Below are 20,500 nucleotides of genomic sequence, written 5' to 3'. Positions count from 1 at the left end.
CCGTATGCCTCGCCCGTCGAACGAGTACGACGAGAGTGGCCGATTCCCGTGGAGGACTATTCCCGGCCCGCCGTGGAGCGGGCTCGCCGCACGGCCGCCGAATCGGCGCCGCGGCCGGTTGCCGGCGCAAGCCCCTCGGCAGCCCCGGTCTCCAGGGCCGTGCGCGCGAGTTCGGCGGCGCCGATCATGCCCGCCGCCTCCCCCAGTTGCGTGGTGCGGATGCGGGCCAGCGGACGATGGCGGCCGCCGGTTATCGCGGCGGCGTAATGCTCGCGGGCGTCGTCGAGGAACAGCGGCGCCGAGGAGCTGACGCCGCCCGCGATGACGATCAGGTCCGGATCGAAGATATCGCTGACGAAGGCCAGTCCCAGCCCGAGCCAGCGGGCGAAATCGGCCATCACGTGCAACGCCACCGGATCACCGTCGTGGGCCGCGCCCGCGACCCGCCGCCCGGTCAGCGATCCCGGATCGCCGACCACCTCCCGCGCCAGGATCGTCGACGGCATCGGATCGGTGGCGAGCATCTCGATCGCGGTGTCGACCAGTGCCGTCCCGCTGCAGTACCGCTCCCAGCAGCCGCGTTTGCCGCACGGGCAGATCCGGCCGTGCGGCACCACCTGCAGATGCCCCAATTCCGGTGCGACACCGTAGCTTCCGCGATACAGCCGCCCCTCCACCAGCAGCGCCGCGCCGATTCCGGTGCCGATCGCGACCAGCACGCCGTTGTGCGCGCCGGCGGCCGCGCCGAACCGGTATTCGGCCCACATCGCGGCATTGGCATCGTGTTCGAGGATCACCGGCAACCCGAGCCGGCGTCCGAGCCGCCCGGCGACCGCGGTGTCCTCCCACGGCAGATGCGGCGCGAAGCGCACCGAGGACCGGGATTCGTCGACGAAGCCGGCGACCGCCAGCCCGACCGCCCCGATGTCGTGACGCGCGCACAGTTCCCGCACCGCGCGGTCGAGACCGTCCTCGAGCGCGTGCGCCGAATGCGGGGTCGGCGCCTGGACGGTGTCGAGCACCTCCCCGTCCCCGTCGACCACCGACGCCCGGATATTCGTCCCGCCGACATCGACGCCGACGGTGAGCGGAGCCTCTCGTCCGACCCGAGTGGTCATTTCTTGATCCGCACCGGGATGGGAACGTATCCGGGTCGCTCGACCGAATCCCGCCCCCGCCCAGCACGTTTGGTGGCACGCCGGCCACCCCGCCGCGCCTCGCTCCCCGGCTCGTCGCGCACCGCGTTCGCTCCCGGCCCATCGGCCGACTGCGCGGCGTCGTCCCGGGTAGATCCGGGCGCGTTCCCATCCCGCCGGACGGCGCCGCTCGCGCGACGGTCGCCCGCGTCCGCACCACCATCGTGCGCGCTGCCGGCCGCACCGCCCGCGATCCACCCGTCGTGCTCGGTGCGCTCCGAACTGGGATCGGCACCGACTTCCGTTGCCGCGGAATCGACTTCGTCCGATGCGTTGTCGGCATCCGGAAGGTCGTCCGGGAGCAGCGGTTCGACCGGCACGCCGGCCAGCGCCTCGCGCAGCACCGTCACGATCGCCGTGCCGTGGTCGGCGATCGCGGCGACCACTTCGTGATGCTCACCGCGGACCAGTGCCGCGGTCGCGCAGAGCGGGCACCAGCTGCAGCTGTCCCATTCGCGGCCGTCGGCGGCCGCGCGACGCAGGGTGGGTTCGACGCGTTCGAGCAGGGTTTCGGCGAGGGCGCGCAGTTCCTGGGCGAATTCGCCGAAACTGTCGTCGTGGGCGTGGGTCATTGCGGCCATACCCCCGGGTCGGGCCGGAAACGCACGACGAGTTGCTCACCGTCGAGTTCGGCGCCGTCGACCGTGCACCGCCGCAATACCGGCGCCAGTCGTAGCCGCCGCCGGACCCCGTCCGCTCCCACGATCACATCGTCCTCCACTCGTCCCAGTCGCAGCGTGCCCGGGTCGACCACCGGCAGACGCATCCGCAGCGTGAATACCGATTCCAGCCCGGTGCCCGACTCCCACCGCACCTCCGGCTCCCCCGTCGCGCTACCGGGCTCCGGCGTCGTGTCGCTCAGCATAGGGTCTGGTTCGGCCGCCGGCGGGTTGCCACGAACGGGCAACGCCTGTGCCAGCGCCGACAACGCTCGCGGCCCGACCGGTTCGGGCCCGCTGTGATGGGCGATCACCACGGGCACATCGGGCATCCGGCGGCGCAGATCCGCGATCACGTCGAGTTGTTCGGCGCGACGCTGCAGATACCACTGCACCGCGGGGTGAGCGCCACCGTCGGCCGGCGGCACCGGCGGCAGCACTTTGTTCACCACCACCGCGTCCAGACGTATACCCAGAAGTGCCGCCGCCGAACGCACCCGCGCCGATTCCGCCAGCGCGACCCGTTCGGCGCCGGTGATGAGCCGGGCCCCGGTGCGCTGCGAATCGGCCAGCAGATCCCGAATCGCCGTGACCGCGGCCGCGATCCGCTCCACCGTCGCCGCCACCACCGCGCGCCGCATATCCGTACCGGTCGCGCTCATCACCCGGGCATGGGTGGGCCAGATCCGTTCGAGGTAGCCGAGCAGGGTGTCGGGTGCGGTGACGATGCGCAACATGTCCGCCGAGGGCGGGCAGTCCACGATGATCAGATCCCAGTCGTCCTCCCCCGCGAACTGCGCGATCTCGGTCAACGCCAGCAGTTCCTGCACACCCGGCAGTCCGGTGAGTTCGGCCGGATCGAGCGCGGCGAGGTCGATGCCGTGATCGTGGCCCGCGCCGGACAGCATCCGCGCCACGTCGCGGAACCGATCCTCCAGCAGCGCAAGCGAATCGATCTCGATGACGTCGAATCCGGGGGCGACCGTCACCACCCCGGCGACCGTGCCGGGATCGTGGGCGAAGCGGAAACCCAGTGCGTCACCGAGCGAATGGGCCTGGTCCACCGAGGCGACCAGCACGCGCTGTCCGGCCTGCACCGCGGCGATGGCCGCCGCGCAGGCGAGCGTGGTCTTACCGACTCCGCCCTTGCCGATGAACAGTTCGAGACGGGTCGTGCCGGCACCACGACCGCGCCGCGGAGGCCGGGTCAGCCTTCGACCCGTTTCTTGAGTTCCTTGAGGGCCGTATCGGTGATCACCTTCTCGGCCTTGCGTTTGAACATCCCGATCATCGGGATGGTGAGGTCCACGGTCAGCTCGTACACCACCTGGGTGGTGCCGTCGGGCTGTTCGATGAGCTCGTAGGTGCCGTCCTGCGCCTTCTGCAGTTCGCCGCTGACCAGCTTCCAGCTCACCGCCCGGCCGTCGGCCCGCCAGGTGTAGGACAGCACGTAGGTGTCCTTGACGACGCCGGCGTCCAGCACGAATTTCGCCGTGCGGGCCCGCCCGTCGGGGAAGGTCTCCAGTACGTCCACCGATCGTGCCGCCGACACCCATTCCGGATACGACTGCAGATCGGCGATGACGGCCATCACCCGATCCGAGGGGGCATCGATGGTGATCGACCTCTGGGTCCGGTCGGCCATGACTGACAGCGTTTCCTTTCGACCTAGCGTGACGGCGCCACACCGGCCGGACGGCCGGCCTCCAGCCGCGATTTCACCTCGAACGACATCTTCTTGCCGGCTACCCGCCGGGAACGGTTGGCGGCCATCAGGGTTCGGGGCGAGAGCGCGGCCGCGCCCGGCGGTTCGGCGTGCATGAAGTAGTGCAGGATCACCCCGTCCAGCGACGGCTCCAGCCAGACCTCCATGGTGCCGGTCAGCGGACCGCTGACCGACCAGCGAATTCCCTTGTCACCCCGGTCTTCTCGCACCTCGAGGGTGAGGTCTGGCCACCAGCGGTGCCAGCGTGACCGGTCGGCCAGGACCTCGGCGACCGCGGCGCCGGACGCGGCGACGAAGGTCTGGTCGGCCACCTGGATGCTGCTCACGGCTGGGGCTCGCTGCTGCGCTCGCTCATGAAACCCGAGCCTACTGGGTCGGAGCCCGGAGGCGGTAACGCAGTACCGGGGCACGCGCGACCCGCCCGCCGCGCCCGGCCGGGGCGCCGGTTCGCTCACCGGCCGACGCCGTCGGATCCCACCGCGCCGGAATGCGCGCCGGGATCGAGCAGCGTCCGCAGCCGGCCGCCCAGGACATCCCAGCGCCACTGGTCGGCGACCCATTCGCGACCGGCGGCGCCCATCCGCGCCGCGGCATCGCGGTCGGAGAGGATGCCGACGACGGCGTCGGCCACGGCTCGCTCGTCGCGCCCGTCGACCACCGTCCCGGTGCGGCCCTCGAGCACGGTTTCCGGTGCGCCACCGGAATTTCCGGCCACCACGGGCACACCCGTCGCCGACGCCTCCAGATAGACGATGCCGAGTCCTTCGACGTCCAGTCCGGCGCCGCGGGTGCGCGAGGGCATCGCGAAGACGTCGGCGAGGGTGTGGTGGGCGGCCAGTTCGGCGGCGGGGACGCGACCGGTGAACACCACGTCCGCGTCCAGGTCCAGCGAGCGCGCCAGCGCCCGCAACTTGTCCTCGTACGGGCCGCCACCAGCGATGACCAGCACCGCGCCGTCGATGCGGCGGCGAATCTCGCGCATCGCCAGGATCAGCATGTCCTGGCCCTTGCGCGGGACCAGCCTCGACAGGCACAACACCGTCGGCCGCTCACCCAGGCCGTACCGGGCGCGCAATTCCGCGCGCGCGGCGGGATCGGGGCGGAAGACGGTGCTGTCCACACCCGGCGGCAGATATTCCAGGGCCGCCTGGGCGCCGAATGCCGCGGCGAAGCGCCGGCGGGTGTATTTGCTGACGTAGGTGACGACATCGGTGTGGTCGCCGATCACCCGCAGCACCTGCCGGGCGCCGGGCAGCATGGACCAGCCGACCTCGTGTCCGTGGGTGCTGGCCACGATCCGGTCCGCACCGAGGCGGCGCAGCGCCGGCGACATCAGGGCCAGCGGCGCTGCGGCACCGAACCAGACGGTGTCGCATCGGTGCTCACGCAGCAGTTTCCCGGCGCGACGCAGCACCAGCGGCGTCGGCAGCATCAACGTGGTCGGATGGCGCACGACCTCGAACGGCTGCTGGGCATCGAACCGCCGATGGGAGTCGCCGCGCCAACGGGGCGCGTAGACGACCAGATCCTCCGGCGGCATCCGCAGCGCGAGCGAATGAACATACGACTGGATGCCGCCCGGCCGGGGCGGAAAGTCGTTGGTGATCAACAGCGTGCGGCCCATGGGGGCGAGTCTATGGGTGTCCCCGCCGCGGCCGGTTCCACGGGTGCGGCCGCCGCACGGGCGCTCTCGCGTGGCCGCCGCGGCCGAGCGGGTCCTCAGGCCGCGACGCGGGCCTTGATCCAGTCACGCCAGGCGGCGACGAATTCGGTGTGACCGAGACCCAGGGTTTCGCGCAGGCCTCGGTCCAGCGCGGCCTGGTCCTGCGGACCGGTGGCCATCCGGCGGTAGAGCGCGACGAGTTTCGGCTCTCCGAATCGGTCGGCGACGAATGCGTTGGCCGACCATGCCTGTTCGTAGGCGAGGGCGGCGTCGCTGCCCGGGCTCGGTGCGAAGGCGGTGTCACCGGGCAGATCCGCGGGCAGGTCGCCGGAGCGGGCGCGGGTGGTGACGGTCGGCGCCACCTGGGCGAAGCGCTGCTGGTCCCCGCGGTGGCCGCAGTATTCGGCGAACCCTTCCAGCACCCACTGCGGGGAGCCGTCGACGGTCCGGGCGCGGGCGGCGATGTGGGTGAGTTCGTGGCGCAGGGTTTCGCGCAAGCCGTCCGGACCGAGCCGGCGCCCGGCATCGGGTGCGAAGACGATCCGCTGACCGGCGGGCTGGGTGCCGGGCACGAACGGATCCGACACCGAGGCCGCGGCGACCTCGCCGGACACCGGACCGGTGGCATTGGTCAGCGCCGCGAATTCGGAACTGCTCGAGGCGACGGTCACCACGGCTTCGTGGGCCCACTCGGTACCCCACACCTCGGAGACGGCCGTGACCGCCGGGCCGACCTCGCGGGCGAGCTGATCGACGTCGCCGCGCTGGTACGGATGTCCCAGCACCACCGACAGCTTGCCGTCGTCACCCGAAACCTGTTGCGCCACAACGGGTCCGTACGAGCTCATGACCCGGCGCAACTCGGGCAGCTGGGGATCGGCGTGCGCCGGTGCGGTATCGGACTCCGCGGCGGCGGGCACGGTGTGCAGGCCGGTCTTCGGCAGCAGCAGCAAGGCACCGCCGGCCGCGGTCAGCGCCACCACCACGGCGAGGGTGGCGACGAACTCGAAGCGCCCACGATGGGCCAGCCATGTCCGGACCCGCAACAATCCGCTCATACGACACGATCCTCACGTCGGTGTGATGACTCGCCGCCAGATTCTCGCAGTGTTTACGGCATTCCGATCCAGTATCGGCGCGCGGAATGGAAAGGCGTATTACCCATCGGCGCCACCGCGACGGGCACACCGAAGGTGGAGGCGTGCAGGATCATGCCATTCCCGGCGTAGATGCCGACGTGGGAGGCGTCGGAATAGAAGAACACCACGTCGCCGGGCTGCAACGAGTCGCGCGACACCGGCGTGCCGACCGTGGCCTGCGCCTGGCTGGTACGCGGCAGATCGATGCCCACGTGATGGAAGGCCCACTGCACCAGGCCGGAGCAGTCGAACTGATCGGGGCCGGTCGCCCCCCAGACGTACGGGTCGCCGACACGGGTCAATCCCGCGGCCAGCGCACTGGTTCCGCTACCGGGAACCAGGCCGCGCAGCAGGGTGTCGCGGTCGAAGCCGGGCGGGAACAGCGATCCGGCGAGGCTGGATTTCTCCCCGGCCGAGAGCGCCCCCCAGGCCTGAATGACCTGGGCCATCGCACCCTGCAGATCGGCGCGCTTGTGTTCGAGGTCCGCACGCACCTGATCGGCCTTCTGCGCGGCGGCCTGCGCGGCGTCGGAGGCGGATTTGGCGGCGGTTTCGGCCGCGGTCGCCGAATCGGTGGCCTTGGAGAACTGCGCCAGTTGATCCGCGGTCTGCGTGGACAGCACGTCCAGCGTCGACATCTGGTCGAGCAACTGCTGCGGGGAATCGGAGACCAGCACCGAGAACAGCCGGTTGGTCCGGGCGCCCTGATAGGCGGCGATCGCGGTCCGGTCCACGGCCGGTTGATATTTGCGCACCTCGGCCTTGGCGGCGTCGAGGGCCTGGGTCGCGGTCGTGAGTGTGGCGTCGGCGTCGCGGGCCACGCCCTGTTTGGCTTCGAGATCGCCCTGCGCGGCCAGCGCCTGCTGATTGAGCTGTTCGGACTGATGCGACAACTCGATGAGCCGCTGCACCGCGTCACCGGCCGTGGCCGGTTGCTCCGCGGGCGCCGGATCGGCCGTCGCCAGGCCGCCGGATGACGCTCCGAACACGAGCGCACCCACCGCCAGTGAGCCGCCGACCAGGCGTCTGGTTCTGTTGTTGCGTTGCGCGTTGCCCTTGTGCGCTGTCACGGCCTGCCGTGCCCCGTTCTCTCGTCCCGAGCTGGAAACCACGAAGGTCTCGATAAGGTTACGGAACGGCGACCGTCCATGTCCAGCAGGGCACGAAACGATCACGCCGTATACCCCGAATACCCGGATCGGCGGTCCGAACTGTGCGGAATGCGCCGATCCGGGCGGCGCGAATCAGTAGCGGCGAGCGCCCGCGACCGGCATCGAGGAGATCGCGGCGACCTTCACCGGCTCACCGGCCGTCGAGGCGTGCACCACGTTGCCGTCGCCGACGTAGAGCGCGGAGTGGCTGCCGCCGTAGAAGGACACCACGTCACCGGGCTGCAGCGCGTCGAGCGAGACGGGCGCGCCTTCCTCGAGCTGTTCGTAGCTGGTGCGCGGCACCTCCCGACCGGCCTGTCCGTAGGCCCACTTCACCAGGCCCGAGCAGTCGAAGGCGTTCGGGCCGGCGGCGCCGTACGAGTAGGGGGCGCCGACCTTGGACAGGGCGGCGTCGGCCGCGCGCTGGCCGACGGTCTGCTGCGGCGCGAACGGCGCGGGAACGCCGGGGATCTGGATGCCCGGGATCTGGATGCCCGGCGGGACGGCGCCGAGGACCTGATCGGGAACATCGACGGTGCCGACGCCCGGTACGGTGACCGGCGCGGCCGCGGCGGTGGTCGCCGGGAGCAGCAGAACGCTGAGGGTTGCTGCGCCAACGGCTCCGGCCGCAACGGCCCGGCGGGCGGTACGAGGCAGCCCCTGAACCTGTCGCTTGATCGCCATGATGCGGTACTCCTCATCTGCCCCACGACGCCGCACCCGGTGGTGCGTCGGACTCCGTGAGGTCTCGAAAAGGTTACGAGGCAATAACGGTGCGTTGTAAAGCCCTGACGCTCCGAGGTGGGTTCAGGTAGAAGCTCCCGCTCGACGACATGCGAGATAGCTCACAGTAATCACGAAACGATAACGACGACGGGCGCGAGTGGCGTTTACCCAGGTGCACTCCCCCTCGCATACAAGCGCGCCGAACCGAGGCTCGAGACGCGCCGCGAGCGGCAAACCGCAAGTAGCCCAGAGCATGCCCAGCGGAAACCAACCGAACAGTCCGCAGGTTTTGCGGTACACGCCGAGTAGTCGAATCCGGCCTCGCTGACGGCCTCGAAGAACCGACCGCCCGCCGTTATTCATAGCCATACCGAATTACCGTGACGCTGGTCACTTTTCGGCATACTCGTGCAGAGCGAACCTCGCACATCGCAAACCTCGCGCCGTCTCGACCGCCGGCGGGCATCCAGACCGATCCTGTCGGACCCTGCGCCTACGCTGCTCGCCGTGCCCTCCCCCGTTCCGCGACCGGCCCAGCTGGCCCTCGAACTCCCCGGTCACGGCGGTGATGAGCCCGAACTCGCACTACGAGAGGTCACCTTCGTCGTGGTAGACCTCGAGACCACCGGAACCCGGCCCGAGGGGGACGCCATCACCGAGATCGGCGCGGTGAAGGTACGCGGCGGCGAAGTACTCGGCGAATTCGCGACGCTGGTCGACCCCGGCTGCGCCATTCCTCCGCAGATCGTGCGGGTCACCGGCATCACCACCGCGATGGTGTCGGCGGCGCCGCGGATCGACGCGGTGCTGCCCGGATTTCTCGAATTCGCTTCCGGCGCTGTGCTCGTCGCCCACAACGCCCGCTTCGACATGTCGTTCCTGAAGGCGGCCGCCCAGCGCTGCGACACCGCGTGGCCGGCCTTCCAGGTGCTGTGCACGGTCCAACTGGCGCGGCGCATCCTCGACCGCGACGAGGCGCCGACGGTGCGGCTCTCGGCGCTGGCTCAGCTGCTCGGCGCCTCCACCCGGCCCACGCACCGCGCCCTCGACGATGCCCGCGCCACCGTGGACGTGCTGCACGCACTGTTCGAGCGAGTCGGCAATCTCGGCGTCCAGACCCTGCCCGAATTGATCGACTATCTGCCCGAGGTCACGCGCCGGCAGCGCTCCAAACGCATCCTCGCCGCCGATCTGCCCGCCGCCCCCGGGGTGTATCTGTTCCGCGGCCCCTCGGAGGAGGTCCTCTATATCGGGACGGCGGTGAATCTGCGCCGGCGCGTGCGCAATTACTTCACCGGCTCCGAAACCCGCACGCGGATGCGGGAAATGGTCATGCTCGCCACCCGCGTCGACCACGTCCGCTGCGCGCACGGCCTGGAAGCCGGAGTCCGCGAGCTGCGGCTGCTGGTGGCGCACACCCCGCCCTACAACCGGCGCTCGAAATTCCCCAAGCGCGCGTGGTGGCTGACCGTGACCGACGAGCCGTTCCCCCGGTTCGCGGTCAGCCGGACTCCGACCGCAGATGCCTTGGGGCCCTTCGGTTCCCGCACCGATGCCACCGAGGTCGTCGCGACCCTCGCGGAATACAGCGGCCTGCGCACCTGCACGACGCGCATCCCCCGCGGCGGTGTGCACGGCGGCGACTGTCCGCCCGCGGCCGTGGGCGGGTGCCCGGCGGCGATCTTCGGCGAACGCGTACCGGCCGCACAGTATGCATCCGCCCCGCGGGCGGTGCGGGATCTGTTCACCGGCCGCGACGACGCACCCTTGCGTGCCATCGCCGCCCGCATCGACGAGTACGTCGCCGCGGAGCATTTCGAGGCCGCCGCCCGGCTGCGCGATCGCACCTGCGCCGTGGTTCGGGCGCTGCGGCGCACGCAGCGCCTGGCCGCCCTCGCCCGGATCGCCGAGCTGATCGCGGCCCGGCCCGACGGCAGCGGCGGCTGGGAATTCGCGGTGATCCGCTACGGCCGCCTCGCCGCCGCCGGAACCGCCGCGCGCGGTATTCCACCGATGCCGGTGGTCGACAGTCTGGTCGCCGCCGCCGAGACCGTCCGCCCTGCCACAGTCATATCGGGCGCTTCCCCGCAGCCGCGCATCCCCGCCGGGACGGACGATCTGCACGACCCCGACCATCCGCCGTTACGCGGCGCCCCGCCGGAGGAGACGGGCGTGATCGCCCGCTGGCTCGACCAGCCCGGAACCCGCATCGTCCGCACCAGCGAGGGCTACCGGGAACCACGGCTGGGCGCGGGTCCCTGGCTCGCCTGGGTCGAACGTGCCGACGCGGCCACCCGGGTGGAATCGGCTGCGAGCGAATACCTCACGCGTACCAGCGCGTAGTGGGCCGCGGCCGACGCCACGGACGACCGCACGAAACCGGTGCGGCATTCACTCCCCCAGCGAAAACCCAGCCTCCACATCCGCACTCGAATACGACTTGAAGGCGATGTGGGTCGTCGTGCGCAGAACTCCGGCCGTCTTGTTCACCCGGCCGGTCACCACCTCGGCGATCTGTTCGTGATCGCGCACCCGCACCACCGCGATCAGGTCGACGTCTCCCGCGCACGAGTAGACCTCGGCGACGCCGTCGAGATCGGCCAGTGCCTGCGCGGTTTCGGGAATCCGGGCCGCCTCGGCGTGGATCAGAACGATCGCGGTAATCATGAGCGCGAGTCTAATTGCGCGCCCGCCACGCACCCGCAGCGCGGCCGTACCGGCGCCGGGATGCGAGCGACTGCCCCGTGCCCGGCCGCAGACGCGACGAAGCCCCGAGCCGATCGATCGACTCGGGGCTCCGCTGCTGCGAACTCAGTGGCTGTGCTTGCCGCCGCTGCCGCTGGTCTGGTCCTGGTAGGTGGCCAGGACCTCCAGCTGCTTGTGCTCGGCCTCGTGCTCGCTCGCGGTGAGCGCCTCGGCCTCGGCCGGCGGATCGGCCCGCAGGAACGAGCCCGAACCCGGCTTGCCGGCCCAGCCCAGCTTGTTCATCTTCTTCGGCACCGGCGCGCCCTGGTATTCCAGCGGAATCGGGTGGCCGTGCGAGTCGACCGGGCCCAGCGGCTGGTGCACCTCGATGTACTCACCGTGCGGCAGGCGCTTGATCACACCGGTCTCGATACCGTGCTCGAGGACCGTGCGGTCGGCGCGCTGCAGGCCCAGGCACAACCGGTACGCCAGGAAGTAGGCGATCGGCGGCGCGACGAGCAGGGCGATACGGAAGAACCAGGTGGTCGCGTTCAGCGACACATCGAACTTCAGCGCGATGATGTCGTTGACACAGGCCAGGGTCAGCACCAGGTAGAAGGCGATGGCCATGGCGCCGATCGCGGTCCGCACCGGCACGTCGCGCGGACGCTGCAGGATGTTGTGGTTCACCGTGTCGCCGGTGAGGCGCTTCTCGATCCACGGGTAGGCGATCAGCACCGCGAACACCAGACCCATGATCAGCGCGACCCAGAACGGAGCCGGAACGGTGTAGCGGCCCAGATACAGCTCCCACGGCGGCATCAGACGGGCCATACCGTCGGTCCACATCATGTAGAAGTCGGGCTGCGAACCGGCCGACACCTGTGACGGGTTGTAGGGACCCAGGTTCCAGATCGGGTTGATCTGCAGCACGCCACCCATGACGGCGAGCACGCCCAGGGTGAACATGAAGAAAGCGCCCTGGTCGGCGGCGAACACCGGCACGATGCGGGCACCGACCACGTTGTTCTCGGTGCGGCCCGGTCCGGGGAACTGGGTGTGCTTCTGGTACCAGACGATCGCCACGTGCGCCGCGATCAGCGCCAGCATGATGCCCGGGAACAGCAGCACGTGCGCGATGTACAGACGCGGGATGATGATCGTGCCCGGGAAGTCACCGCCGAAGATCAGCCAGTGCATCCAGGTGCCGACCAGCGGAATACCCATGGTGATACCACCGAAGGCGGCCCGCAGACCGGTACCCGACAGCAGGTCGTCGGGCAGCGAGTAACCGAAGAAGCCCTCGAACATCGCCAGGATCAGCAGCAGCGAGCCGATCACCCAGTTCGCCTCACGCGGCTTGCGGAACGCGCCGGTGAAGAAGATGCGGAACAGGTGGATGATGATCGAGCACGCGAACAGCAGCGCCGCCCAGTGGTGCACCTGGCGGACGAACAGCCCGCCGCGCACCTCGAAGGAGATGTTCAGCGCCGTCTCGTACGCCCGCGACATGGTGACGCCGCGCAGCGGCTGGTATGCGCCGTGGTAGACGACTTCACTCATCGACGGATCGAAGAACAGCGTCAGGTAGATACCCGACAGGATCAGGATGATGAAGGCGTAGAGCGCGATCTCACCCAGCAGGAACGACCAGTGGGTCGGGAAGACCTTGTTGATCGACCGTTTCACGAACGCCGCGGCACGATACCGCTCGTCCATCTCGTTGGCCTGTGCGACCACTTTGCTCGGACTCATGAACGACGCTCCCAGAAGGCCGGACCGAGCGGCTCGATGAAATCGCCGTTGGCGACCAGGTAGCCGTCGGTGTTGACGGTGATGGGCAGCTGCGGCAGCGCGCGGGCGGCGGGACCGAAGATCGGCTTACCCCACTCGGTCGCCGAGAACTGCGACTGATGGCACGGGCACAGGATCCGGTTGGTCTGCTGCTCGAACAGCGACGTCGGGCAGCCCAGGTGAGTGCAGATCTTCGAGTACGCCCAGTAGTCACCGAAGTTGAAGCTCTCCTGGCCCCTGCGCTTGATCGCCTTCTGCCCGTCCTCCGGGCGCAGGCGGATCAACATGACCGCGTTGCGGATGCCACGCAGCGACTGGAGGGTCTCCTCCTCGTTGCCGCGCCATTCCTCTTTCCAGGGGAACACGGTCTCCATGGCGCCGCCGTCGAGGTCCTCCGGCCGCACCAGCACGATGTCCTCGGGCCGGCCGGTGTCCTTGCGCAGGTAGATGGTCTGGCCCGGGAAGTCCGGAGTCCAGCCCGATACCCACAGCGGGGATTTCATGCCCTTGGCCCACGGGTTCTTGATCATGCCGCCGACGAACAGGAACAGTGCGCCGATACCCAGCACACCCACGCCCAGTCCGGCGGTACGGGTCATCATCTTGCGACGACCCAGCGTCGAGGTCTCCAGCGCGTCCGACAGCTGCGCGCCCAGCGTGCGGCGGTCGACCTCGTCGGAGGGACCGTCGTGGCGGGTCTGGATGGAGATCTCGTTCGGGATGAATTTCTTGCGGATGATGACCGCGGCGACGCCGATGGCCAGCACCGCGATACCCAGCAGCAGGCCGTAGAGCGGCGTGGCCAGCGAGTACAGGCCGTTGCCGTCCTCGTTGCGGCCCTTGTACTCCCAGGGCCAGAACAGAAAGACGCCGATCAGCCCGGCCGCCGCGAGGGCGGAGATGGCGAACCAGAACGTCACGTGCCGCTCGGCCCGCTTCTCCGCGCGTGTGCCCGGAACCGGCCAGCGCGGAGCGCGGTAGACGACGTCGACGCCGTCGCGCGCGGTACCGAGTTCGACCAGCTCGGCGGTCGACATCGCGTCGAGCTGCTCCTCGGTGGGGTTCAGGTTCACGCCCTTACCGCCGCCATCCTCAGGCCGGCTCATCTCGTTTCGCTCCTGTTCGCTCATGATCGCGATCCGATCCACATCGCGGCGCCGACCAGCACGATGATGCCGGCGACCCAGATGGCGATGGCCTCGGTCGCGGGACCGAAACCGCCCAGGCCGTATCCGGCCTCCGGCGTGGTCTCGGTGCGGTCCTTCACATAGGCCACGATGTCACGCTTCTCCTCCGGAGACAGCTGCCGGTCGGAGAATTTCGGCATGTTCTGCGGGCCGGTGAGCATCGCGGTGTAGATCTGCTGCGCGTTGGCCGGTTCCAGCGGCGGCGCGAACTTGCCGGAGGACAGCGCACCGCCCTTACCGGTGAAGTTGTGGCAGGACGCGCAGTTGAGGCGGAACAACTCGCCACCGCGGCCCAGGTCGGCCCCCTTGATCAGGGAATCCTGCGCGATCTCGCCGTTCGGGTCGCGGACCACGGTCGGGCCGCCGCCGTTGGCCGCCACGTACGCGCCCAGCGCGTCGGTCTGGCGGGCGTCGAACTTCGGGGGCTTGCGCTGGATCTGCGCGCCGTTGCCCGCGGCGGGCATGCGACCGGTGGACACCTGGAAGTAGACCGCCGCCTCGCCGACACCGATCAGGCTGGGGCCGCGGTCCTGCACACCCTGCAGGTTGGCGCCGTGACAGGTGATGCAGGAGGTCTCGTAGATCTGCTTACCCTCGCGAATCAGCGCCGACTGATCCTCGTTGGCCGTCGCGACCTGTGCGTGCGGGGTGAGCGCCGATGCCGCGAAGCCGGCTCCGACGAGGCCCATCAGAAGAACCAGACCGCCGGCGAGCTTGCGGCGCATCCGGCGCTGCTTGCGGGTCTTGATGGCCTGGTTGTTCTCAGCGCTGCCGATCCCGCTCGTGGGATCTGGCGCTGACGGGGGAGATGAACTCATCTGTGTCCCTTTGGAGTAGACGGAACCGACTTGTGCAAAGTGTGTATTTGTCGCGGACCGCGCGTGACGGCCGCCGTCCGGCTAGCGGACGAAGTAGATCGTGGCGAACAACCCGATCCAGACGATGTCGACGAAGTGCCAGTAGTAGGAGACGACGATGGCCGCGGTGGCCTGGGCCGGCGTGAACTTACTGACCTTGGTGCGAATCAGCAGGAAGATGAACGCGATGAGACCGCCGATGACGTGCAGACCGTGGAAGCCGGTGGTGATGAAGAACACCGAGCCGTAGATGCTGCTCGAGATGGTGGTGCCCTCTTGGTACAGCGCGTGGTACTCGGTGCCCTGACCGGCCACGAAGAACGCGCCCATGAAGAAGGTGACCAGGTACCAGCGGCGCAGGCCGAAGACATCGCCGCGCTCGGCCGAGAACACACCCATCTGGCAGGTGAACGAGGAGGCGATCAGCACGGCCGTGACCGGCACGGCGAGCTTGAGGTTCAGCTCGGTCGGTTCCGGCGGCCAGTTGCCATGAGCCTGGGCACGAGCGACGAAGTACATGGCGAAGAGGCCGGCGAAGAACATCAGCTCGCTCGACAGCCAGATGATGGTTCCGACGCTGACCATGTTGGGCCGGTTCAGCGAATGCACACGCTGAGTAATGGCCGATCCTGGGGTCCCTACTGCGGTCGTCACGCCGGTAAGTATGACTCGTCGTAGTACGACAGGCGTAGCCGGGTGCGAATTCGGGGTGTCGGCCTCGGAATCGGCAGCGCGCGTGCGGGTCTGGGGGCCGGTTCGGCGTGTCCGGTGAATGCCCGGGTCGAGCACCGATGTCACCATGGTGACCAGCGGATATCGCGGGTATGCGATGCTGCGTCCGGGCGCGGAAGAAGGCAGGTGGAATGGGAATTCGATCGGTGTGGCAGCGGCTGTCGGGCCGGGGCGCGGCGACGGAATTGGATCCGGCACGAACGGATCTGGTGGTTGTTGTGTCCAGTTTCGACGATGCTGAAGCCTGCTCGAGCGCGCTGGACCGCGCGACCGCCTGGCGCGCCGACGAGCAGGCCCTGCTTCGTCATCATCTGCGCATCCCGGCCGCGGCCCGGGACGAGGTCGTGGACATCGCCGCCCAGGACGGCTACTCCCCCGCCGCACCGTCGGCGGCCGATGCCGAGACCGATGTCCCGCCGGACGATGCGGCCGACGGTCATATCGAATTGGTATTACAGCGGGTGCAGATCCTGGATGCGCTGCACTGCGCACAGGAACGTTCGCGGATGGCGGGATTGGCCCAGCGGCACGAGGGCACCGCGACGGGCTGGGATGCGCTTCAGCCGAGCGGATACAAAGAAATTGCCTCCGCCGATTAGGCTGCTAGCCGGGCGGCCGCCGGCGATCCACGGCCTGCCCCCGCCCGCGCGGACGGCCGATGCGGGTGTCCGATCGCGAACGGGAGATGTGATGAGCGCGCGCAGCTGGCCCGAGATTCTCGGTGCCCTGACCGACGGGGTCGATCTGACCGCGGAGGAGGCGGCGTGGGCGATCGACGAGATCTTCTCCGACAACGCCACTCAGGCGCAGATCGCGGCCTTCGGCGTGGCCATCAAGATGAAAGGCCCCACCGCGATCGAGCTGTCCGGCCTCGCGACCGGCATGTTGAGCCATGCCCGGCGAGTCTCGCTCGATCTGGGCGCGGTCGACATCGTCGGCACCGGCGGCGACCGGTCCGGCACGGTCAATATCTCCACCATGTCCTCGATCGTGGTGTCCGCGGCGGGCATTCCGGTGGTGAAGCACGGTAACCGGGCGGCCTCGTCGAAGAGCGGCGGCGCGGACGTGCTCGAGGCGCTGGGAGTGCGGATCGCGTTGAGCCCGGAGTCGGTGGCTCGGTGTGTGCGCGAGGTGGGCATCGGTTTCTGCTTCGCCCCGCTGTTTCATCCGGCGCTGCGGTTCGCCGGTCCGGCGCGCAAGGAGATCGGCATTCCGACGGTCTTCAACGTGCTGGGACCGCTGACCAATCCGGCGCAGCCGAGCGCGGGCCTGATCGGCTGTGCGTTCGCCGAGCTCGTCCCGGTGATCGCCGGGGCGTTCGCCGAACGCGGCGCGAACGCGCTGGTGGTGCGCGGTAACGACGGCCTCGACGAGATCACCACCGCGGACACCACCGACGTGTGGGTCGTCGCCGCGGGTGAGAAGTACGAGACCGTCATCGACCCGACGCGCCTGGGCATCCCGCGCGTGGATCCGGCGGCGCTGCGCGGCGGCGACGCGACGGTCAACGCCGCGATCGCCCGCGACATGTTCGACGGTGCCCCGGGGCCGGTCCGCGACGCGGTCCTGCTCAATTCGGCCGCCGCGATCGTCGCCTTCGAGCTGACCCCCGAGACCGCCCGCACCGATATCCACGAGCTGCTGCGTCCCGCCCTGGAGCGGGCGGCCGCCTCGGTCGATTCGGGCGCCGCCACTCAACTCCTGGACCGCTGGGTGAAGGTGAGCAACGAACTCGGCGAGTAAGAGCCGCACGCGACAATCCGGCGCGACCTCACAGCGTTGCCCGGCCGACGTTGACGCCGCGACGGGAGCGGACCGAATTCCGCCCCGCCGCGGCCCGCGCTCACCTCAGGTAGCGCACGATGCTTTCCGCTACGCACGCGGGCTTGTCCGCACCGTCCAGTTCGATGGTGACCGTGCGCACCGCCTGGATGCCGCCGGGGATCTCGGAGACCGAGTCGAGGTGGACGCGGGCACGGATGCGGCCGCCGGACGGGACCGGCGTGATGAAGCGAACCTTGTTGAGCCCGTAGTTGATTCCCATCGTGATGCCGCCCACCGTGGTCGCCTGGTTGGTCAGCGGCACCAGCAGCGACAGCGTGAGGAATCCGTGGGCGATGGTGTGCCCGTAGGGGCCCTGCGCGGCCTTCTCGGCGTCGACGTGGATCCACTGGTGGTCGCCGGTGGCGTCGGCGAAGGTATCGATGCGGTCCTGGTCGACCTGCAACCAGTCGCTGACACCGAGTTCGGTGCCCACGGCCGCGGCGAGGGCGTCCAGATCGGCGAAATCGGTCATATCTCGTCCCTTTCGTGCTGCCGGGGCGCAAGCCGCCGGGTCACATGAAACGTTGCTTCAGTTCGCGTTTGAGGACCTTGTGCGTGGGCCCCAGCGGTAGCTCGGAGACGAACTCCACCCGCCGCGGATATTTGTACCGTGCCACATGCTCGCGGCCGTAGGCGATGACCTCTTCGGCGCTGATCTCACCGGCGGGCACGACGACCGCCACGATCTCCTCGCCGTAGTTCTCGTCCGGCACCCCGATCACCGCCACCTGCGCGATCTTCGGATGCCGCAGCAGCGCCTCCTCCACTTCGGTGGGATAGACGTTGAATCCGCCGCGGATGATCATCTCCTTGATCCGGTCGACGATCCGCAGATAACCCTGCTCGTCACGCACGCCGAGGTCGCCGGTGCGGAACCAGCCCTCGACCACGGCCCGCGCGCTCGCCTCCGGATTGCCGGTGTAGCCGCTGAACACGTTGTGCCCGCGCACCACCACCTCACCGACGCTGCCGGTCGGCAGCAATTCGATGCGGTCGGTGAGGCCGGGATCGGCGATCTCCACGTCCACGCCCCAGACCGGATGTCCGACGGTGCCGGGCCGCGGTCCGAAGACCGGCTGATTCACCGCGGCCGTCGGTGAGGTCTCCGACAGCCCGTATCCCTCGAGGATCTGCGCGTCGAACACCTCCTCGAACCGTTCCAGCACCGGCAGCGGCAGTGCCGCGCCACCGGAGATACACAGCCGCAGTGCGGGTAGTTCGTCGGCGTCGGCGGCCGCCTCGATCAGTCCGTGATACATCGTCGGGACACCGTGGAAGGTGTTCACCCGTTCGGTCACCATCAGCCGAATCGCCTCGGGCGCGGTGAATCTCGGCATCAGCACGAGCGTCGCACCGGCCCGCCAAGTGGAGTTCATCGAGACCGTCTGCCCGAACACATGGAACAGCGGCAGTGCACCGAGGGCGATGTCGTCGCGGTGCACATCGTTGGCATCGAAGCTGTTCACGGTGGCGCACATGACCATATTGAGATGGCTCAGCTCCGCACCCTTCGGCCGGCCGGTGGTCCCGCTGGTGTAGAACACCACCGCCGTATCCAGTGGGGAACGCGGCACGAACAGCGCAATGGCCTCGCCCACAAGGCTTTCGGGGCGCAGGCAGGCGATTCCGACCCGCCGGGCCGCTTCCGCGCCGACCGATTCCACCTGCGGATGGCAGATCAGCAGCGTCGCCCGGCTGTCACGCAGAACGAATTCGGCCTCGTCGGCGGTGAGCAGCAGATGCACCGGCACCACCGTCGCCCCGGCCGCGAGGATCGCGTAGTAGGCGCGGGGGAATTCGGCCGTATTCGGGCACATGAGCGCGACCCGGTCCCCCGGCCGGATGCCGCGCTCGATCAGTGCGCCGGCCTGTTCCCTTGCCGCACGCCACAATTCGGCGAAGGTGAATCGCCGGTCGCCCTCGACGAGCGCGATGTGATCGGGGCGGCGTCGCGCCGGTTCGGCGAGGATGCTCGCCAGCGACAGCGTCGCGTTCACAGCCCCATATCCTTGGCGATGATCATCTTCATGACCTCGTTCGTCCCGCCGTAGATGCGATTGACCCGGTTGTCGGCATACAGCCGGGCGATCGGATATTCGTTGATGAATCCGTAGCCGCCGTGCAGCTGCAGACAGCGGTCGATGACCCGCGCGGCGACCTCGGTGCAGAACAGTTTCGCCGAGGCGGCGTCGGCGGCGCTCAGTTCACCGGCGTCGAGGGCGTCGAGGGCCCGATCCACCACGGCCTCGGCCGCGTCGACCTCGGCCTTGCAGGCGGCGAGTTCGAATTTGGTGTTCTGGAACGAGGCGACGGGTTTGCCGAAGACGTTGCGCTGCTGGGTGTATTCCTGCGCGAACCGCACCGCGGCCGCGGCCTGGGCGTAGGCGCCGGCGGCGATGGAGAACCGCTCCTGGGGCAGATTCTGGCCGAGATAGGAGAAGCCTTTGTTCTCCTCGCCCAGCAGATCCTCGACGGGCACCCGGACGTCGGTGAAGTTCAGCTCGGCGGTATCGGAGCTCCGCAGGCCCAGTTTGTCGAGTTTGCGGCCGATCGTGTAGCCCGGCGAGGTGGTGTCGACCACGAGCAGGGAGATGCCGAAGCGGCGGTCGTCCTCCCGGGGCGGGGCGGTGCGGGCGCAGACGATCACCCGGTCGGCGTTGACACCGCCGGTGATGAACGTCTTGGCGCCGTTGAGCACATAGTGCGTGCCGTCCTCGGAAAGCTTGGCGGTGGTGCGCATTCCGGCCAGATCCGAGCCGGTGCCGGGTTCGGTCATGGCGATGGCGAACATGATCTCACCGGCGGCGAATCCGGGCAGCCAGCGCTTTTTCTGCTCCTCGGTGGCGAGCTTCTTCAGATACGGCAGGCACAGCCCGACGTGCACACTGGAGCCGCCGAACGACACACCCGCCCGTGCCGTTTCCTCCATGAGGATCGCCTGGAACCGGAACGACTCGATGCCGGCGCCGCCGTATTCCTCGGGCACCTCGATACCGAAGACGCCCAATTCGGCCAGCTTGTAATAGAACTCGCGGGGCACGATGCCCGCCTCCAACCAGATGTCGTAGACCGGAGCCACTTCGGTCTCGACGAATTTGCGGATGGTGCCACGGAAGGCGTCGTGGTCTGCGGTGAAGCCTGTTCTGCGCATGATGTTCTCC

General features: G+C 69.1%; 20 protein-coding genes. 3 read left to right on the top strand and 17 right to left on the bottom strand.

Features of this window, described 5'->3' with window-relative positions; translation table 11 throughout:
• Positions 1 to 56: 56 nt before the first annotated feature.
• From AC5592_RS20440 to AC5592_RS20400, 9 genes are all read right to left on the bottom strand, one after another.
• On the bottom strand, positions 57 to 1,118 hold the full coding sequence (locus tag AC5592_RS20440) for an ROK family protein (protein WP_051024492.1): 1,062 nt from the start codon (positions 1,116 to 1,118) through the stop codon (positions 57 to 59).
• Entirely contained in the window at positions 1,115 to 1,768 is a 654-nt protein-coding gene (locus AC5592_RS20435) for a hypothetical protein (RefSeq protein WP_232329461.1), read from the bottom strand. The genes AC5592_RS20440 and AC5592_RS20435 overlap by 4 nt, the downstream gene beginning before the upstream one ends.
• Entirely contained in the window at positions 1,765 to 3,009 is a 1,245-nt protein-coding gene (locus AC5592_RS20430) for an ArsA family ATPase (RefSeq protein ID WP_369974759.1), read from the bottom strand. Before AC5592_RS20430 ends, AC5592_RS20435 begins: the two co-directional genes overlap by 4 nt.
• A 53-nt stretch (positions 3,010 to 3,062) precedes the next feature.
• Complete coding sequence (locus AC5592_RS20425) at positions 3,063 to 3,500, bottom strand: SRPBCC family protein (RefSeq protein ID WP_063008208.1); 438 nt, start codon at positions 3,498 to 3,500, stop codon at positions 3,063 to 3,065.
• A 23-nt stretch (positions 3,501 to 3,523) separates the two neighbouring features.
• Positions 3,524 to 3,907, bottom strand: a complete 384-nt coding sequence (locus tag AC5592_RS20420; protein ID WP_036500236.1) for a hypothetical protein — start codon at positions 3,905 to 3,907, stop codon at positions 3,524 to 3,526.
• Positions 3,908 to 4,032: 125 nt separating this feature from the next.
• On the bottom strand, positions 4,033 to 5,205 hold the full coding sequence (locus AC5592_RS20415) for a glycosyltransferase family 4 protein (protein ID WP_063065143.1): 1,173 nt from the start codon (positions 5,203 to 5,205) through the stop codon (positions 4,033 to 4,035).
• Positions 5,206 to 5,300: 95 nt separating this feature from the next.
• Positions 5,301 to 6,302 (bottom strand): hypothetical protein, encoded by a 1,002-nt coding sequence (locus AC5592_RS20410; protein ID WP_063065142.1) that lies wholly within the window; start codon positions 6,300 to 6,302, stop codon positions 5,301 to 5,303.
• Positions 6,303 to 6,355: 53 nt separating this feature from the next.
• Positions 6,356 to 7,453, bottom strand: a complete 1,098-nt coding sequence (locus AC5592_RS20405) for an NlpC/P60 family protein (protein ID WP_036500230.1) — start codon at positions 7,451 to 7,453, stop codon at positions 6,356 to 6,358.
• Between the two features lie 174 nt (positions 7,454 to 7,627).
• Entirely contained in the window at positions 7,628 to 8,218 is a 591-nt protein-coding gene (locus tag AC5592_RS20400) for a C40 family peptidase (protein WP_051024490.1), read from the bottom strand.
• Between the two features lie 549 nt (positions 8,219 to 8,767).
• Here AC5592_RS20400 and AC5592_RS20395 point away from each other — a divergent pair.
• A complete protein-coding gene (locus tag AC5592_RS20395) occupies positions 8,768 to 10,603 on the top strand; it encodes a DEDD exonuclease domain-containing protein (protein ID WP_084506924.1) in 1,836 nt (611 codons plus the stop codon).
• A 48-nt stretch (positions 10,604 to 10,651) separates the two neighbouring features.
• On the opposite strand, the gene AC5592_RS20390 is transcribed toward AC5592_RS20395, so the two are convergent.
• From AC5592_RS20390 to ctaE, 5 genes are all read right to left on the bottom strand, one after another.
• Complete coding sequence (locus AC5592_RS20390) at positions 10,652 to 10,927, bottom strand: Lrp/AsnC family transcriptional regulator (RefSeq protein ID WP_036500227.1); 276 nt, start codon at positions 10,925 to 10,927, stop codon at positions 10,652 to 10,654.
• Between the two features lie 144 nt (positions 10,928 to 11,071).
• A complete protein-coding gene (qcrB, locus tag AC5592_RS20385; RefSeq protein WP_036500225.1) occupies positions 11,072 to 12,700 on the bottom strand; it encodes a cytochrome bc1 complex cytochrome b subunit in 1,629 nt (542 codons plus the stop codon).
• Positions 12,697 to 13,845, bottom strand: a complete 1,149-nt coding sequence (gene qcrA, locus AC5592_RS20380) for a cytochrome bc1 complex Rieske iron-sulfur subunit (RefSeq protein ID WP_051024499.1) — start codon at positions 13,843 to 13,845, stop codon at positions 12,697 to 12,699. Before qcrA ends, qcrB begins: the two co-directional genes overlap by 4 nt.
• A gap of 20 nt (positions 13,846 to 13,865) precedes the next feature.
• Positions 13,866 to 14,744, bottom strand: a complete 879-nt coding sequence (gene qcrC, locus AC5592_RS20375; RefSeq protein WP_083870697.1) for a cytochrome bc1 complex diheme cytochrome c subunit — start codon at positions 14,742 to 14,744, stop codon at positions 13,866 to 13,868.
• 81 nt (positions 14,745 to 14,825) lie between these two features.
• Positions 14,826 to 15,437, bottom strand: coding sequence for an aa3-type cytochrome oxidase subunit III (gene ctaE, locus AC5592_RS20370; RefSeq protein WP_062999114.1), 612 nt, complete (start codon positions 15,435 to 15,437; stop codon positions 14,826 to 14,828).
• A 209-nt stretch (positions 15,438 to 15,646) separates the two neighbouring features.
• Between ctaE and AC5592_RS20365 the strand changes: the two genes are divergently transcribed.
• Positions 15,647 to 16,114: a hypothetical protein gene (locus AC5592_RS20365; RefSeq protein WP_036500212.1), complete on the top strand. Its 468-nt coding sequence runs from the start codon at positions 15,647 to 15,649 to the stop codon at positions 16,112 to 16,114.
• 91 nt (positions 16,115 to 16,205) lie between these two features.
• Positions 16,206 to 17,258, top strand: a complete 1,053-nt coding sequence (gene trpD / locus AC5592_RS20360) for an anthranilate phosphoribosyltransferase (RefSeq protein WP_063065141.1) — start codon at positions 16,206 to 16,208, stop codon at positions 17,256 to 17,258.
• Between the two features lie 100 nt (positions 17,259 to 17,358).
• Here the strand turns inward: trpD and AC5592_RS20355 are convergent, their stop codons facing one another.
• Genes AC5592_RS20355 through AC5592_RS20345 form a run of 3 tightly spaced genes read right to left on the bottom strand, consistent with a single transcriptional unit; the run spans position 17,359 to position 20,490 of the window.
• Positions 17,359 to 17,811 (bottom strand): MaoC family dehydratase, encoded by a 453-nt coding sequence (locus tag AC5592_RS20355; protein ID WP_036500209.1) that lies wholly within the window; start codon positions 17,809 to 17,811, stop codon positions 17,359 to 17,361.
• 40 nt (positions 17,812 to 17,851) lie between these two features.
• Entirely contained in the window at positions 17,852 to 19,336 is a 1,485-nt protein-coding gene (locus tag AC5592_RS20350) for a long-chain-fatty-acid--CoA ligase (protein WP_063065140.1), read from the bottom strand.
• Entirely contained in the window at positions 19,333 to 20,490 is a 1,158-nt protein-coding gene (locus AC5592_RS20345; protein ID WP_063065139.1) for an acyl-CoA dehydrogenase family protein, read from the bottom strand. The genes AC5592_RS20350 and AC5592_RS20345 overlap by 4 nt, the downstream gene beginning before the upstream one ends.
• Positions 20,491 to 20,500: the final 10 nt, after the last annotated feature.

Source organism: Nocardia violaceofusca NBRC 14427 (assembly GCF_963869435.1).
Classification (GTDB): Bacteria; Actinomycetota; Actinomycetes; order Mycobacteriales; family Mycobacteriaceae; genus Nocardia; species Nocardia aobensis.
The sequence above is the reverse complement of the archived record's forward strand: the minus strand, read 5'-3'. Positions and strand labels throughout refer to the sequence as shown.

Bases quoted from the DNA above. Each gene is read 5' to 3' on its own strand.
- AC5592_RS20440 (WP_051024492.1), bottom strand. From the start codon at position 1,118: ATGACCACTCGGGTCGGACGAGAGGCTCCGCTCACCGTCGGCGTCGAT.
- AC5592_RS20435 (WP_232329461.1), bottom strand. From the start codon at position 1,768: ATGACCCACGCCCACGACGACAGTTTCGGCGAATTCGCCCAGGAACTG.
- AC5592_RS20425 (WP_063008208.1), bottom strand. From the start codon at position 3,500: ATGGCCGACCGGACCCAGAGGTCGATCACCATCGATGCCCCCTCGGAT.
- AC5592_RS20415 (WP_063065143.1), bottom strand. From the start codon at position 5,205: ATGGGCCGCACGCTGTTGATCACCAACGACTTTCCGCCCCGGCCGGGC.
- AC5592_RS20410 (WP_063065142.1), bottom strand. From the start codon at position 6,302: ATGAGCGGATTGTTGCGGGTCCGGACATGGCTGGCCCATCGTGGGCGC.
- AC5592_RS20400 (WP_051024490.1), bottom strand. From the start codon at position 8,218: ATGGCGATCAAGCGACAGGTTCAGGGGCTGCCTCGTACCGCCCGCCGG.
- AC5592_RS20390 (WP_036500227.1), bottom strand. From the start codon at position 10,927: ATGATTACCGCGATCGTTCTGATCCACGCCGAGGCGGCCCGGATTCCC.
- qcrB (WP_036500225.1), bottom strand. From the start codon at position 12,700: ATGAGTCCGAGCAAAGTGGTCGCACAGGCCAACGAGATGGACGAGCGG.
- qcrA (WP_051024499.1), bottom strand. From the start codon at position 13,845: ATGAGCCGGCCTGAGGATGGCGGCGGTAAGGGCGTGAACCTGAACCCC.
- qcrC (WP_083870697.1), bottom strand. From the start codon at position 14,744: ATGAGTTCATCTCCCCCGTCAGCGCCAGATCCCACGAGCGGGATCGGC.
- AC5592_RS20365 (WP_036500212.1), top strand. From the start codon at position 15,647: ATGGGAATTCGATCGGTGTGGCAGCGGCTGTCGGGCCGGGGCGCGGCG.
- trpD (WP_063065141.1), top strand. From the start codon at position 16,206: ATGAGCGCGCGCAGCTGGCCCGAGATTCTCGGTGCCCTGACCGACGGG.
- AC5592_RS20355 (WP_036500209.1), bottom strand. From the start codon at position 17,811: ATGACCGATTTCGCCGATCTGGACGCCCTCGCCGCGGCCGTGGGCACC.
- AC5592_RS20345 (WP_063065139.1), bottom strand. From the start codon at position 20,490: ATGCGCAGAACAGGCTTCACCGCAGACCACGACGCCTTCCGTGGCACC.